Annotated in this window: 10 protein-coding genes; 3 read left to right on the top strand and 7 right to left on the bottom strand. The window is 69.3% G+C overall.

Going from position 1 to position 15,366, the window contains the following annotated elements:
• The first annotated feature begins 193 nt into the window (after positions 1-193).
• Complete coding sequence (locus IEY73_RS01790; RefSeq protein ID WP_189077233.1) at positions 194-1,105, top strand: ArsR/SmtB family transcription factor; 912 nt, start codon at positions 194-196, stop codon at positions 1,103-1,105.
• A gap of 138 nt (positions 1,106-1,243) precedes the next feature.
• Here IEY73_RS01790 and IEY73_RS01795 read toward each other — a convergent pair whose 3' ends face one another.
• Both IEY73_RS01795 and IEY73_RS01800 read right to left on the bottom strand, forming a co-directional pair.
• Entirely contained in the window at positions 1,244-1,897 is a 654-nt protein-coding gene (locus tag IEY73_RS01795) for a response regulator (protein WP_189077234.1), read from the bottom strand.
• Entirely contained in the window at positions 1,894-3,060 is a 1,167-nt protein-coding gene (locus tag IEY73_RS01800; protein ID WP_229715359.1) for a sensor histidine kinase, read from the bottom strand. The genes IEY73_RS01795 and IEY73_RS01800 overlap by 4 nt, the downstream gene beginning before the upstream one ends.
• 191 nt (positions 3,061-3,251) lie before the next feature.
• Here IEY73_RS01800 and IEY73_RS01805 point away from each other — a divergent pair, with 191 nt between their 5' ends.
• Both IEY73_RS01805 and IEY73_RS01810 read left to right on the top strand, forming a co-directional pair.
• Positions 3,252-3,995: an ABC transporter ATP-binding protein gene (locus IEY73_RS01805; RefSeq protein ID WP_189077235.1), complete on the top strand. Its 744-nt coding sequence runs from the start codon at positions 3,252-3,254 to the stop codon at positions 3,993-3,995.
• 50 nt (positions 3,996-4,045) lie between these two features.
• On the top strand, positions 4,046-6,502 hold the full coding sequence (locus tag IEY73_RS01810; protein WP_189077236.1) for an ABC transporter permease: 2,457 nt from the start codon (positions 4,046-4,048) through the stop codon (positions 6,500-6,502).
• Between the two features lie 52 nt (positions 6,503-6,554).
• On the opposite strand, the gene IEY73_RS01815 is transcribed toward IEY73_RS01810, so the two are convergent.
• The 5 genes from IEY73_RS01815 to IEY73_RS01835 form a co-directional block, all read right to left on the bottom strand.
• Complete coding sequence (locus tag IEY73_RS01815; protein ID WP_189077237.1) at positions 6,555-8,765, bottom strand: pyridoxal phosphate-dependent aminotransferase; 2,211 nt, start codon at positions 8,763-8,765, stop codon at positions 6,555-6,557.
• 86 nt (positions 8,766-8,851) lie between these two features.
• Entirely contained in the window at positions 8,852-11,578 is a 2,727-nt protein-coding gene (locus IEY73_RS01820) for a ferritin-like domain-containing protein (RefSeq protein WP_189077238.1), read from the bottom strand.
• Between the two features lie 21 nt (positions 11,579-11,599).
• Complete coding sequence (locus IEY73_RS01825; RefSeq protein WP_189077239.1) at positions 11,600-13,213, bottom strand: tryptophan halogenase family protein; 1,614 nt, start codon at positions 13,211-13,213, stop codon at positions 11,600-11,602.
• Between the two features lie 14 nt (positions 13,214-13,227).
• The gene (locus tag IEY73_RS01830; RefSeq protein ID WP_189077240.1) at positions 13,228-14,526 is read right to left on the bottom strand and encodes an aminotransferase class V-fold PLP-dependent enzyme; all 1,299 of its coding nucleotides are present in this window, start codon (positions 14,524-14,526) and stop codon (positions 13,228-13,230) included.
• Positions 14,523-14,993 (bottom strand): flavin reductase family protein, encoded by a 471-nt coding sequence (locus IEY73_RS01835; protein ID WP_189077241.1) that lies wholly within the window; start codon positions 14,991-14,993, stop codon positions 14,523-14,525. The genes IEY73_RS01830 and IEY73_RS01835 overlap by 4 nt, the downstream gene beginning before the upstream one ends.
• Between the last annotated feature and the right edge of the window lie 373 nt (positions 14,994-15,366).

The raw sequence follows: 15,366 nt of genomic DNA on the forward strand, positions 1-15,366 counted from the left end.
GGTTCACCCGCGGGCCGCCTCGCTCGTCGCGACCATTTCGAACGGAGGCTTGACGGTCATTCGGTTGGAAAACTTTGTTCATCTGTACGGGGGAGGCATCGAGGTGCATATCAGATTCGGAATAAATGATCTTGCGAGGACCAGGTTCGTCTCCACATGCGGCCCTGCGGCGGAGACATTCTTCGCTGCCCGGGTGCTGGTCGGCCGCGGTGGGGGCGCCGTCTTCGAACGATGGCGCCGCGCGGTGCGAGCCAAGCTCGGCAGTCATCCCAAAGCGATGAGCCTGCTCGCCAAGGACTTCACCCCGTCGGCGGCCTGTTACGACGATCCGGACGCCCGCTTCGAGCCGATGAAACACCTGCTCGCCGACGTCGCGCCCGAGCAACGCGGCGACGTCGCCTCAGCCTTGCGGTACTTTTCCCGCGTCGGCATCGCCCCGTACTGGCCGCGGATACACGCCTATGTGGACAGCGAGCGTCTGTCCCGTGCCCAAGCGCTGCTCACGGACGGCGTCGAACACCTCTTCGGCTGTCTCCACCCGTTGATACGCTGGTCCTCTCCCGCCCTCGAACTGCGTCACCTTGAGGACCGGGTGATCTGTCTCGACGGGCGCGGTCTGCTCATCGCACCCTCGCTCTTCCTCTTCGATCTGCCCCGGGTGCTCTTTCCCGATCGGGACGACAGCGACGATCCACCCGTCCTGGTCTATCCCGCGCCGTTCAACATCGCGGCGGCGAAGGTGCTCTGGAATCTCAGCTACCCGGGGGACAACTCGCTCGGCGCGCTGATGGGCAGCACCCGGGCCGCCTTGCTCCGCTCGCTGCGGCTGAGCCACACCACGACCGATCTGAGCCGGCGCCTCGGGGTCTCCCCGGCCGCGGTCAGCCAGCACACCTATATCCTCCGGGAGGCCGGCCTGATCATCACCCGCCGGGACAAGAACACGGTCTGGCACTCCCTCACCTACCTCGGCGCAGCGCTGATCAGAACCAATGACCCCCTCGAACAGCACACGGGGGAGCTGGACGATCTCACCGTCCCGCCGCAGTGGTTGGCCCGGCCCCGTTCCACATGCGTCACCAACGTCGAGGGAAGCCTGACATAGGACCCTTCGCGATGGAACCTTTTCACCGTGGCGAGGCTGGCATATGCCGCCGCTGGTCGACGGCGCGCAACCGACGGGCTCGATGGCAGGTTGAAAAGGTTCATCGGGTCGGGCCGGGGGAGTCGACCGGATCGACGCTCAAGACTGCTCACGTCGGGCCTCGTAGGCGAGGATCGCGATCTGCACCCGATTCGACAGGCCGAGCTTGGCCAGGGAACGGCTGATGTGGGCCTTGACCGTCCCCTCGCTGATCGCCAGGTCGCGGCCGATCTCGGCGTTGGACAGGCCGCGTGCCACCGCGTCGACGACGTCGATCTCGCGGTCCGTGAGGATGGACAGTTGCGCCCTGGCAGCTTTCATCGCGTTGCCGTCTCGTTCCGTGAAGGTGCTGATCAGGCGCTTGGTCACGGTCGGGGCGAGTATCGCGCTCCCGGACGCGACAGTGCTCACCGCCGATATCAGGTCCCGCGGGCGGATGTCCTTGAGCAGAAACCCGACAGCGCCCGCACGCAGTGCCCGGTGGACGTATTCGTCAAGATCGAAAGTGGTCAACATGATGATCTTGGCTGTCCTGTCGATGTCGCGGATCTGCTCGGCGGCGGTCATCCCGTCGCAGCCGGGCATGCGCACATCCATCAAGATCACATCTGGCCGGTGTCGGCGGACGGCTGCTATCGCGCCGCCCCCGTCGGTGGCCTCCGCGACCACCAGGATGTCGTCCGATGATTGGAGGATCAGGCGAAGCCCGGCACGGACGAGTTCCTCGTCATCGACGATCAGCACGCGAATCATGCCGCCTCCACGGCCGGTGTGGCGGACACCGGAAGCTTGGCGTGCACCCGGAAGCCGCCCGAATCCTGCGGCCCGGTCTCCAGATCTCCGCCGACCAGCTCCACGCGCTCGCGCAGACCCAGCAGTCCCAGGCCGCCCCGGGGGGACAGCACCAGGTTCGCGCGCGACGGAGCCGGATTGCGCACCTCCACCTCCAGTGCCGACTTCCGGTAGCGCAACTCGACGTCGGCGATCACCGCGCCGGCATGTTTGTGCACATTGGTCAGGGCCTCCTGGATCACGCGGTACGCGGTGTGCTCCACCATGGTCGGCAGTGCGTACCGGGGGCCGGACTCCTGGAATCGTACGGCCAGCCCGGCAGCCCGAGAATCGTCCAGCAACCTGTCGAGATTCGCCAACAGCGGTCGAGAGTCCGGGTGCGCCTCGGTGTCCTCGCCCGAACGCAGAATGCCCAGGACGTCCCGGAGCTGTGCGAGCGCCTCCCGGCCGGTTTCGTGAATCAGCGCCGCCTCGGCGGCGAGCGCCTCGTCCTCGATGTTGACCTCCAGCGCACCGGCATGCAGAACCATCAGCGAGACCCGGTGGGCAACGACGTCGTGCATCTCCCGCGCGATCCGGGTCCGCTCCTGAATCTGGGCCTGCTGGGTGCGTGCGGCCTGACCGCGTTCCAGCTCGTCGGCGTGCTGCCGGAGCTCGGCAACCACCCTCCGCCGGGCGGCAACCCACAGCGAGGCCACCATTGGCAGGACGACGAAGAGCGTGGCCCCGCCGAGGGCGGCCTGAACCGTCGGCAGGCCCCAGCCGCCCGGCTGGCCGTCGGCGGTGACGAGGTTGCAGAGCAGCACCAGCGCGCAGGCCGACACCCCGTAGAGCCACAGCCGGCTGCCCCGCGACCCGGCAGTGACCAGCAGAAATGATGTCGCCGCCAGGCCCGGCCAGAGCGACAATGCGGCGAAGGCGGCAAACGATGCGGCCACCATGAGCCAGGGGTGGGACGCCGAGACCCAGATCGCCCACCCGGTCAGCATGGCGAAGAGCACCGCGGCCACGGCGAACCAGGCCGGCGAGAGCGGGAGGGAGTGCGGATTGCCGCTCACGAACGCGATGCCCGCGAAGAGCAGCGTCGCCACGACCACCACGAGAGCGATCGGTCTTCGCCCCACCAGACTCGCGCCACCGTGGCGAGATGCCGTCGCGCGGCCGGATGATTCGTCTCTGTGCACCTGCCGAGAGTATCCGTGTCGCCGATGCCGAACGTAGCTCGTCCGTCTCTATTGCTCTATAACTTAAGTTAGCCGCAGGATGGCAGGTCGGCGGATGCCCCGATACCGGGCCGGCCCAAATAATCGGCATCATGAACCAGACGACTACGGCCGTCCGTGCCACCGGCCTGACCAGGATTTACGGCAGCGAGGACGCGAAAGTCACCGCTCTGTCGGACGTGTCCGTGGAGTTTGAGCGGGGACAGTTCACCGCCATCATGGGGCCGTCCGGCTCAGGCAAGTCGACACTCATGCATTGCATTGCCGGACTCGATCAGGTGACCTCGGGGAAGGTGTGGATCGGGGGCACGGAGCTGACCGTCCTCAATGACGATCAATTGACCGCACTGCGCCGGGAAAAGGTCGGTTTCATCTTCCAGGCATTCAATCTGCTGCCCACCCTGACCGCGCTGGAGAACATCACACTTCCGCTCGACCTCGCCGGCCGTCGCCCCGATCGGTCCGTGGTGGACCGAGTGGTCGACACGCTGTTGCTGCGGGATCGCCTCGATCACCGTCCCAGCCAGCTCTCCGGCGGCCAGCAGCAGCGCGTGGCCTGCGCACGTGCGCTGGTCACCGAGCCGGAGGTGGTGTTCGCCGACGAACCGACCGGCGCGCTCGACTCGCAGACCTCCGCGGAACTGCTCGGCTTCCTGCGTCAGAGCGTCGACGATTTCGGCCAGACCGTGGTCATGGTCACTCACGATCCCACGGCCGCCGCGTACGCCGACAGGGTTCTCTTCCTCGCCGACGGCCGATTGGTCGGGGATCTCACCGCGCCGACCGCGGACACGGTGCTGGACTGGATGAAGTCCATGGAGAGGGCGGCCCACTGATGCTGCGCGCGGCTCTGCGAGAACTGTTGGCCCACAAGGGTCGGATGGCCATGACCATCATCGCCATCGCGCTCGGTGCGGCCGCCCTGGTCGCGAGCTGGGTGGTGAGCGAGTCGATTTCGCACACGCTGGTCAGTGTGGACACCCGGACCGACGTCGGCGTCTCGGTGCAGAGCCTGCACCAAGACGCCGCGCTCACCCCAGCGGACCGCGACCGGCTGGCGGCTCTGCCGGGCGTCAGACGCGCCACTGGAGTGATCCTGGGCCGGGCCGGTGTGGTGTCGCCCGACGGCAAGCTGGCGTCGGCCGCCACCAGCATGGATCTCGCCGGGACCAACGCCGACGACACCGGTCGGATGGTGACAGTCGCGGGCCGCGCCCCGAGCGCTGCGGGCGAGGTCGCCATCAACGCGGATGTCGCCCGGCGCAACGACCTCGCCGTCGGCATGCCGGTGCGGGTGCTGGTGGCAGACGGCCGGTCCGAGGCCGCGACCGTGGTAGGCACCTTCGATTACCGCACGCTCGGCTCGCCGTCAACCACGGACTGGGGGTCGGACACCGTGCCGACGGTGGCCTTCGACGCGCAATCCGCGCCGGGCCTGCTCGGCGACCGCTTCAGCCGGATCGAGCTCGCCACGGCGCCGGGCACGGATCTGAAGCGGCTGCGTGACGCGGCCGAGCGTGTGGTCGGCGGCGTGTCCTACCGGATATCGACCGGGCCCGAGCTGGCGCGCGACGCCCGCGAGCGCGCCACCTCGGACATCTGGGATCTGCGTTTCACCCTGTTGCCCTTCGCGGTCCTCGCGATGCTCGTCGGCATGACGGTCATCAGCAACACTTTCACCATCCTGGTCACCCAGCGCATCCGGCAGTTCGCACTGCTGCGGGCGGTCGGCGCCAGCCGGCGGCAGGTACGCCGCACGGTGCTCGCCGAGGCGGTGGTGCTCGGCCTGGCCGGTGGCACCGTCGGGGTGCTGCTCGGAGTGGCGCTCGGGCCGGGGGTCATCGCGATCACCCGACCGGCGGACGACATCGACTACACGGTGCCCCCGCTCGCCGTCCTGCTCGGCTATCTGGCGGGCGTGCTGATCACCGTCGTCGCGGCCTACGGGTCGGCTCGGCGTGCCTCCGCGGTCTCCCCGATGGCGGCGCTGCGCTCCGACGCCACCGTGCCGCGCGACATCCGTACCCGCAATGTGTTGCTGGGTGTCGGGGCGCTGCTGGTCTCCGCGGCGCTGGTCTTCGCCACCCGCAACCCGAACGCCGGGACGGCGTCGCGGATCGTAGCGATCGGCGGGGCGGTCCTCGGCGGCTTGGGCGTGCTGCTGCTGACCCCGACGATCGCCGGCGCGGTCCTGGGCACGGTGATGCGGCTGATGCGCCAGGGCGGCCGTCCGGCCCTGCGATTCGGTGTGCGCAATGCGGCCCGGGACCCGCGCCGGACCGCCAGCACTGCTTCCGCGATCACCGTGGGGCTGGCACTGATCTGCGCGTTCGCGAGCCTCAGCGCCAGTCTGTCCACCTTGATCGGCTCCACCACCCGCGCCACCGTGCCGACCACCACCACCGTGCTCCAGCCCGGCGGGGGCAACGCCGCCACGCTCGACCCGGCCGACCTCACGACCGCCCGCCATCTGCCCGGCGTCAGTGCCGCGGCGGCCAGCCGGGACATGCTGGTCGACGTCGACTACCCGGGCGGCACCACGAAGCGCCGCGCATCCGCAATCGAGCCGGAGGCACTGAACGGCCTGCTCACGCCGCACATCACGGGCGGTTCGGGCGACCTGCGCAAGGGATTCGTCATCGCCCAGAACCAGGCCGACATGCTGGGCCTGGGCGTCGGTGACCCGGTCACCTTGCAGATCACACCGCAGACCTCGGTGCGCTCCCGGGTGGCCGGCGTCTACGAGGCGACCGAGTTGCAGTCCAGCATCTACTTCGACGTGTCCCTGGCGCCGACGTCCCTGCGCGAGAGCGTCTCAGTGATCTATCTGACCGGCCCGGACCCGGCGGCCGTCCGGGCCAGGGCCGAGGCGGCCTTCCGGGACCGCCCGGACGTTACGGTCACCGACCAGCAGGGACTCGTCGCGCAGGGCGTGGAGGCGCAGCGGTTGGCGTTCGTCGTGATGTACGCGATGTTCGCGGTGGCGTTGATCATCGCACTCTTCGGTGTGGTGAACACGCTGGCGCTGTCGGTCAGCGAACGTGGCCGCGAGATCGGCATGGCCCGGGCGGTCGGCGCGAGCCGGTCCCTGATCCGCCGCTCGATCCGGGTGGAGAGCCTGGTGATCTCGCTGCTCGGCGCGCTGCTCGGTGTCCTGGTCGGCGTGGCCGTCGGCACCGTCATGCAACATGCGATGCTCGGGCAGCGACTGTCGGCCGTCACCATTCCGCTCGACCTGATCGGAGCCGGCCTCGCCGCCATCGTCCTGGCCGCGATGCTGGCCGCGGCGTGGCCGGCGCGCCGCGCGGCGTCCACCGCGGCGCTGTCCGCCATCGCGGAATGAAGCCAGGGGAGGGCGGTGCCGGTGGCCACCGGCACCGCCCTCCCCTGCCCTGTCAGCTCGCCACGTCCGTCGGTGCCGCAACCGTCGATCGCGGGTGCGCCGAGGACCGGTGCGACGCCCCGCGCTCGTGCGTCGCGGCGCCGGTGCTCAGCAACCACAGCCAGGTCGACGGCGCTCCGAACGGCTCGCGCCGCAGCGCGGTGAGCCCGGCCGCGGTGAAGGCGTCCTCATAGGTCCGCAGGCTCAGGATCGGTACGTCCATGTACGCGTGCAGCAGTTCGAACCCGACGGAGAAGATGGGCAGCGTGTCCTGCGGCGCAGCCCAGTTCTGACCGACGGTGTCCGCGATGAGGAATCGGGTCGCGTCCGGGAACCGGCGGCGCAAGGACCGCAGCACCCCGGCCGGGTCCCCGGTGGCGTTGAACAGGTCGTGCATCATCAGGAAGCTGCTGACCAGATCCACATCGGGAAAGGTGCGCCCGTCCTCGGCCAGGAGATCATCATGCACGACCCGGACCTGTTCGGTCAGCTCCTCGGCCGCGATCCGCTCCGCCGCCGCCCGCAGCGCGTTCCGATCCACCTCGATGCCCCAGCCGCGGCCGGTGCGCGACCTCCGGCTGAGCCGCACCAGCCGGCTGCCGTCGCCGCACCCGAGGTCCGCGACGGCGTCGAATTGCAGGTCGGCGACGACGGACTCCTCGATGGTGAGCATCAGGGACTTGCCGACCATGCCGGAACCCACGGCGACATGGCCGCCATCCCGGTCGACGCCGTCACCGAACCGGGCCTCGCCGGTAGCCATCGCCGCCAGAGAGCTCAGCATCTCGCCGTAGCCACCGACCCCCCAGGTGAAGAAACCCCGGTACGGCAGCAGCGCCGTCCCGTTCTCGGTCAGCGCGACCGCGAAGTCGGCCGGGTCCGCCGGGCTGGGCAGGGAGTCGAGTCGCAGATAGCCGAGGAGAACGGCGGTGCGCAGCAGGGGCGCCAGCTTCCCCGGATCGCTGCCAGTCCGCTGGGCCAGCTCGGTCAGCGTGCGGTCGCCCTCCTGCAACGCCCGCCAGACGTCGAGCTGGTTGAGTGCGAACACCACGTTCGCGCCGACGTATCCGTTGAACAGCGTCGACGGCGCCAGCCCGTGGGCCGGTGGCGCGATCCCCGCGCCGGATGCGCCCAGACCGGCCCGCTCCGTGCCGTGGGGCGCCGGTGTGACAAGCACCTCACGCAGCGCGCGGCAGACCGCGTCCACCTGATCCTGGGTGCCCACCGTGATGCGGAGGTGCCCGGGCAGCCCGAAACTGGTCAGGTCCCGTACCAGGACGCGTTCCTGGTCCGCGAGGACCCGAGCGAGGGCGGTGCTGTCGCCGGGCGTACGAACCAGCACGAAGTTGGTCACCGAGGGTACGTACGACAGGCCGAGCGCGGCCAGGCCGTGACACATCCGGTCCCGTGCGGCGGCGGTGCGGCAGCGGATGTCGTCCAGATAGTCGTCCGCGCCCAGGGCGGCCAGGGCCGCCTCCTGGGCCGGACGGTTCACGCTGAACGGCAGCGACTCGCCGACGTTGCGGATCCGGGCGATCAGATCAGCAGGGCCCGCCGCGTACCCGATCCGCAGCGAGGCCAGGCCCCACGCCTTCGAGAAGGTCCGCAGGACCAGGAGCCGCCGGCCGTCGCGTACCGCGCCGAGGGCGTATTCGTAGGCTGGTCCGGCGTACTCCATGTACGCCTCGTCGAAGACCGCGACGGTGCCGGCCATCTCGGCGGCCCGGATCAGCCGCTCGACGTCGGCGGGTTCCATGACGGTCCCGGTCGGGTTGTGCGGGTTGCAGATGTAGGCCACCGCGTATCCACGGCCGAGCGCGTCGGTGAGCGCGTCGACCGGCACCCGGTGGTTTTCCATCGGCAACCGGTCGACCGAGGCGTGGGCGATACCGGCGGAGGCGGCGTACCCGGGGAACGTGCCCTCGGTGACCAGCACCCGGTCGCCGGGCGAGAGCAACGCCAGCGCGGTGATCAGGACGAGTTCGTCGGCGCCGTTGCCGATCGCCAACGAGTCCTCCGGCATGCCGAGCCCTGCGGCAAGACGGCGTCGCAGCGCCGCCCGGCTGCTGTCGGGGTACGTCGCGCACCGCGTCTCCAGCTCCTTGATCGCCGTCTCGATCACACCCGGCGGGGGGCCGTACGGGTTCTCGTTGCAGTGCAGCCGGATGGCGCTGTCGTCGTCCGGGAGAGTGTGGTGGGACATCAAGTTGGGCACGCGGGACATGCGGTGGCTTCCCTCCGGCTTGGGGCACGGTCGCGCCGGCTTCGGCTCGGCCGCTGTCGAATGTGTGCAGCGGTGCGTCCGGTCGGTCAGAACGTCACGCCGGGTGATTGGAACGCGGGGCCGAGGACGGGTGACGGGTCGTCGCCGGCGGGCACGTCGAACAACTTTCGAGCCTGGACCTGGAGCTGGTACATGAGGCCGACGACGTCGTCGAGCTCCTCGGGGTGCCCGTCGACCACCCGATGCAGCCCGGTCAGCAGATTCGTGTAAAAGGTGTCGCAGAGGGTGGACTCGCGGCGGGCGACCGAGCCGGCCGCGAGCCGATAGGTGTCGGGGTCGTCGACCATCGGGTAGACGCCTGCCGGGTCGAACGGGATCGCCGGGCCTTCGAAGACCCATCGGCCGTCCGCGGCGCGGATCAGTTGCCGTCCCTCCACGATCTCCTGGAACCGGTAGTAGTGTCCCAGCTCGTCGGGGTCGGCGAGGCCGTCGTCGTCGAGGTCGTGCGGGCTGCCCTCACCCTGCTCGATGATCTCGAAGATGGCGAGCAGGGCCGACGTGCGATCGGTCACCCGGATCAGCACCCCGGGCGCATCCGGCCAGGCGATCTGCCGGGCCTGGTCCCCGGTGAACAGGTTGCCGGCCCGGTCCAGGCGGGTGACGGCTCTGGCGATCTGGTTGTAGAACCATCCGATGGTCTGCGGGTGGTACTCCGCCTTCGCGAACCACTTCTCAAGCGCGGCCATCGCCGCGGCGTCGGCCGCACGAATGCGGCCGTCGCGCTCCACCGTGACGCTGTCTCGGTCGAAGACGCGTCCGCGGAAGCGCTTGCCGTCGACCGTCGGGCACTCCGGCTGCTCGATCGCCATGAAGGTGTCGCGTACGTGGTCGATGCTCATCCGCCGCAGCCGCACGGTCAGGTCGGGCAGGACCGGACCGGGCAGCTTGCCGGGATACGTCGGCACCAGTCCCGGACGGCCGACCACCGGACGGCCGCCGACCGCATTGAGGAGGTTGCAGACCTGGACCATGTGCTGCATCTCCTCCAGCACCACGCCCCGGATCAGCTCGGCGATCTCCGTGTTCTGACCGGGTCGGAGGGAGAGAAGGGCGGTCAGGTACGGCGGAATGGTGGCCTGCTCCAGATAGACGGCGGTCTGCAGGACCGCACGCAGATCGGCGACCGTGTCGATCTCAAGGATCGGCGGCTTCGGAGCGGTGTCCAACCATTTCACGATCATGTCTCGCTTTCCGGGGGAGAGGTCGCGCGTCACGGGCATGTGGTTCGGTGAAGCTCGTGGCGCCAGCAAGGTCCGCCTGATATAGACGGCGTGTTTCACCACGTCGTCGTAACGTCCCAGGTCGCAGACTGCCCGCATGGCCGGGAAGAGGTTCGCGTACTGCTGGAGGATCGGCTGCACGTCGCGGAACCAGGTGGGCCGTTCCGGCGGGTCGAAGGCGGCGAAGACCCGCACGCTGAGGGTGCCCTCCGGCACGTCCGGCGCGTTGGCGAAGCCGTACTGAAGCTGGGTGACCACCCCGTCCAGATTCGCCCGGGGGCTACCCGGGTCGACGCCGGTGAGCGGGACCTCCGCACGACCTCGCCCGTCGGTGACGCAGCGGTCCGGGTGGGTGACGGCGTCCGGATGGGCGCCGGGTTTGAGGAAGATCTCCGCCCCGGGCAGCGGGCGGCCGTGCCGCAGCGCGTGGAGCACGGCCGTCGCGGAATCCTCGGCGGCGCCGGCGAACAGTCGGAACACGAAACCGTCGGCTCGCAGGATCGTCGCATCGGCGTTCTCGGCCAGCAGCACGGGCGGCTGCGTCCCGGCGCCCACCACCGCCAGCCGGCCGGTGACCGCGGCGTCCAACTGCGCGGGTGTCAACGGCACGCTCACGATCCCGGCGACTCGCTCGTAGTCCTCGGGCACGACGTCGATCGGGGCGAGCACGGTCGGCGAGTCTCCCGCCCCGAGGACGGCCAGGCGCAACGGGCCGGTCTGCACCGGAGGCCCGCCGCGTCCGGTGGCGGGAACGCTGTTGCCGAGGTCGAGCACCACCGTGCGGGCGGCGACATCGATGCGGCAGGGCGCGTGATGCAGCGTGCTGCCGGGCCAGGCCAGCAGCCTCCGTCCTGCCACGAAGTGGTAGGGCTCACCAGACGCGTACGGGCCGATGCAACCGACCAGGCGGCCGAAGGTCAGCGTGTCCGGCCACTGCTCGATCCCGTCCTCGACCGCGCCCATGGTGAACTTGATGGAGAGCATGCCGTCGGCGGTGGCGTCGCGCAGCGCCCGCAGCGCCGGCGAATTCAGCGTCGGCGCCCATCGCACGCCGGTGAGGACGGACTGATATGTCGCTGCGGGATCCCCCCTGCCGGACGGCAGCTTGGCGCGGATCCACATGTCGTCCATGGCAGCCGGCCGGAAGTCCGCCCGCAGCGCCTCCCGGCCGGTCACGTCCAGCAACCGCAGACGCAGTCCCCAGATCTCCGGCACCATCTGGTTCTCCGGATCCAAGTCTGCGAACTTGGCGTTCACCCGCAGGTCGTCGTCGGCCACCCGGCCGTCCACAATCGGATCGTCCGCCGCGGCGCCGCCGGGCAGAAGCGCGGCGGTGATCCGGATGTCGGAGAGCCGGATCGAACCGGTGCCCCGTGGATTCCACAACCCGTTGATGTCCGGCAGGTTCATCCGCCAGGTGAAGCGCGGTTCGAAGAGCTGATTGTCGTAGTACGGCACGGCGTTGTTGATGGTCGCCACGTCCGCCTGGAAGGTCCCGGCGAAGCAGATCCGGGGAAGGCCGAGGTATGACAAGGTACGGGTCCTCCGGCAGGATCAGCGCCCCGGAACGGCGACCTCGGGCGGGAGGCCGTGCAGATGGGCAAAGTAGGCGTAGTGGCTGGGCAACTGGTCGACGAGTTGCTTCGTCCGGTCCCGGATGCTTTGCAGCTCCCGCTGGGCCGCTGCGTCGTCGAAGAGTTCGAGCGCGGCGGGTGGACGCAGCGGCAGACCGCCGAGTCCGAGGAGCATCGCGGCGTAGGAATAGGACTCGAAGCCGTGATAGTGCGGGAAAACGTTCTCGATGTCCGGCAACTGGGTGCCCCAGCTCTCAAGCCGGGCCGCCAGCGAGTCGGGCATCGGGCGCGTCTTGGTGTCCCGCCAGTAGTCGTTGTCCTGACGGGCGGCGGCGTAATAGTGCAGGGTCAGGAACTCGCGGACGCCGTCCATCACGTTGGCGACCTGACGGTTGTACGAGGCGGTCACCGCGTCGCTGAAGCCGCGGCCGGGGAAGTGCTTGACCAGTTGCTCGATGCCGTTCTGGATGAAGAAGATGCCGGTCGATTCCAGTGGTTCCACGAACCCGCTGGACAGCCCGACGGCGACGCAGTTGCGCACCCAGGACCGGGCACTGCGGCCGATGCGCATCTTGATGTGGTTGGCCTGCGCCTCCTCGCCGTCCGGCCCGACGAACGCGCGCAGTGTCCGCTCCGCGGTATCCGCGTCGCAATACGAGCTGGAGTACACATAGCCGGTGCCGACGCGACCGAGGAGCGGAATCGTCCAGATCCAGCCCGCGTCCTGCGCGGTGGCCGTGGTACACGGCCGGATACCGCGGCGGGCCATGTCGACCGGCACTCGCAGCGCCACCGCCCTGTCGTTGGGCAGTGTGTCCTGATAGGACACAAACGGCTCTTCGGCCACCCGGTTCATCAGCAGGGAACGGAAGCCGGTGCAGTCGATGAAGAGATCGCCGGACAGGTCGCCGTGTTCGGCCGTGGTGACCCGTTCGATCCATCCGCCTTCGTCGAGCACCACGTCCACGACGTCGTCCAGCACCTGCCGGACGCCGCGGTCGACGGCGTAGCCGGTCAGGTAGCGGGCGAGCAGCGCGGCGTCGAAGTGGTAGGCGTACGGGAACTGTGTGTCCTGCTCGGTGAGGGTGGTGCGATACTGCGGCGTGTCGCCGTCCTCCCGGAAGTCCTGCTCGAAGATGCCGTTGTCGAGGTACCGCGGCGAACGCATGGCGTCGCAGAGCGAGGCGATGAGGAAACAGTCCCGGTCGAAGCGCTCGCCCGGCCGCAGGTGCAGCCACCAGTCGGTGATCGGGAAGCCGTCCACGACCCGTAGCCGCTCGAACGGGTGATAGAAGTGGTGCCCCGGTCGCCGCCAGTCCTCGAACCTGATGGCCAGCTTGTAGGTGGCCTTACAGGCCGGCATCCATTCGGTCTCGTCGAGGCCCAGGTACTCGAAGAAGTGCCGTACGGTGCTGAAGGTGGCCTCGCCGACGCCGATCGTCGGCACGTTCTTCGACTCCACCAGTGTGACGCGGAGGGCGTCGCCGAACGCGGCGCGCAGGTAGGAAGCGGTCATCCATCCGGCGGTGCCGCCGCCGACGATGACCACGTCCCGGACCGGCCGGTGCCCTAACTCGTGTGTGGTTGCCGTCATGTGTGCTCCCGTTATCATGGTGCTCTCAGGTCGTGAATGGCAGACAGCGTGTCCGCGATCTCGCGGGGAAAGTTGACGATGGACGTGCCGATCCGGGCGTACGGCGGCGGGTTCGGCGAGGTGCTGATGCGGATCCGTCGCTCCGCCAGGCGGTCGGCCGTCTGCGCGCCGGTCAGTCCGTCGACGTCGAAGCAGGTGATGCCCGCGCCGAGCGCCGGGTCGAGGGGGGTGCGCAGCGCCACGTGCGGCATGGCCGCGAGTCCCTCGCGCAGATGGGCGGACAGCTCCGTGACGCGCTCCGCGACGGCCGAGCGGCCGATGCCGCGGTGGAACGCGACCGCCGCGGGAAGGGCGAACATGTGCTCGAACGCGTGGAACGTGCCGGGTGTCATGTTGGCGATGCTGTCCTCGCGGAAGATCGGGGTCACCGCGGGCCGTAGGTAGGGCCACGCGTCGCGGCGCCCCCAGATCAGCCCGGTGCCGCGAGGACCGCACAGCCATTTGTGCGTGCCCGCGGCCACGACGTCGGCTCGCAGGTCGGGCAGGTCGGTGTCGACCGCCGCGAGACCGTGCACGCCGTCCACGATCAGCAGACACCGGTCCTCGGCGGCCCGGCCCCGGTTGGCCTCGGCCACTACGTCCGCCACGGCGGCCACGGGCATCCGGACACCGGTGCTGGACTGCACCCATGTGACGCCGACCGCGCGGGTCGCCGGACGGATCTCCTGTTGCAGGCGACCGACGATCTCGTCGACGGTGGCGTTCTCGGGGGCTGCGAACAGCGGTACGGTCCGCACCGTACCGTCATGCTTGTCGGCGGCGAGGATGGCCGCCCCCAGATGCGCGACGTGTTCCCGGTCGCTGAGCAGGAACTCCTGGCCGGGGCGCAGCGGGATTCCGTTGTAGACGTGGCCGAGTCCGACAGTCGTGTTCCCGGTGAGTGCGTACTCCTCGGCGGCGCCGCCGAGATAGCCGGCCAGCTCCGTGCGTACCCGGTCCCAGCCGGTCGGCCCGTCCGGCAGGGTGAGGCTGTCGACACGGGTGGGATCGGCGTCGATCTGCCGGCTCAGGTACGCGATCGCGTGACGTACCGGTTCCGGGTGCGACGAAAGGAAGAAGGCCGCCAGGTTGATCCATCGCGGGTCCAGCCGGAACTGGCGACGAACTGCCGTCCAGTCCGTCCCGCCGGCGGCGTAGGTCTCCCCGCCGGCGGCGTAGGCCGTCCCGTCGGCCGCGGCGGCGCCGACGACCGTGCCGGCTACGGCCGCGCTGGCACTTGCCAGGACTGTTCGGCGTGTGATTCCGGACGTCATGTGTCCTCCTCCGCGGTGGTCCAGGACGAATACCGATGCATCCCGCGCAGAAGCGGGATCATGGTGGAGCAGGTATGCCGGATGGCGGTGACGGCGCCGAACAAGACGATGTGATCGGCGATGGGCACAGCCTCGGCCGTGCGGCAGTCGGCTATGCCGTGCGCGTCGTCGATCAGGTGCGGCCCGGCGGCACCCGGCTCGTGTTCCCACCGGACTCGGTCGAATCGATCCGGAACCGCCGACGCGAACAACACGGCCGTCGCGCGGGCGGTGTGCCGCAGCAGGTTCACCGCGAACGTCCGCCGCCAGAGCACCGAGGCGAGCGTCGGGCTGCCCTGTCGTAGGCAGATGGACAGCATCGGCGGAAACAGCGACACACTGCACACCGAGGAACAGGTCATCCCGCGTGGAGCGCCGGCCGCGTCGGTGGTGGTGACCACGGCCACGCCGGTGGGAAAAGTCGCCATCAGGGAACTGAAATCCGTGCCGCTCACCGGGGCGTCGCCGACGTTCGGCAGTATCGCTGGCTCGTCCGTTGAACTCGTCACGGTGCGACTCCGATCCGATCGTCGATTCGTGCGCGGACGATGTGCATTGACGGGGGGAACCGTACCATCGACTTTCGTTTACGGCTCCGTTGTTAAGTGGCGTCGGAAAGTCGCTGATTGGCCGTGGACGGCCGTGGTTAAGTCACCGGCTAAACACCGATGTAAAAGGCTCTCAGGCGTCGTCCACGGATCGGCTGCCTTGCTTGAGGACCACATTCACCTGCGAAGTTGCCGCCCGAAGTATCGCTTGACGTTCATGCCGCGGCCCGGCTACGGTCGGCGTGCCGGCTGA

It is taken from the genome of Mangrovihabitans endophyticus (assembly GCF_014646155.1).
Lineage (GTDB): Bacteria > Actinomycetota > Actinomycetes > Mycobacteriales > Micromonosporaceae > Actinoplanes > Actinoplanes endophyticus.

Bases quoted from the DNA above. Each gene is read 5' to 3' on its own strand.
- IEY73_RS01795 (WP_189077234.1), bottom strand. From the start codon at position 1,897: ATGATTCGCGTGCTGATCGTCGATGACGAGGAACTCGTCCGTGCCGGG.
- IEY73_RS01815 (WP_189077237.1), bottom strand. From the start codon at position 8,765: ATGTCCCGCGTGCCCAACTTGATGTCCCACCACACTCTCCCGGACGAC.
- IEY73_RS01830 (WP_189077240.1), bottom strand. From the start codon at position 14,526: ATGACGTCCGGAATCACACGCCGAACAGTCCTGGCAAGTGCCAGCGCG.
- IEY73_RS01805 (WP_189077235.1), top strand. From the start codon at position 3,252: ATGAACCAGACGACTACGGCCGTCCGTGCCACCGGCCTGACCAGGATT.
- IEY73_RS01825 (WP_189077239.1), bottom strand. From the start codon at position 13,213: ATGACGGCAACCACACACGAGTTAGGGCACCGGCCGGTCCGGGACGTG.
- IEY73_RS01835 (WP_189077241.1), bottom strand. From the start codon at position 14,993: ATGGCGACTTTTCCCACCGGCGTGGCCGTGGTCACCACCACCGACGCG.
- IEY73_RS01810 (WP_189077236.1), top strand. From the start codon at position 4,046: ATGACCATCATCGCCATCGCGCTCGGTGCGGCCGCCCTGGTCGCGAGC.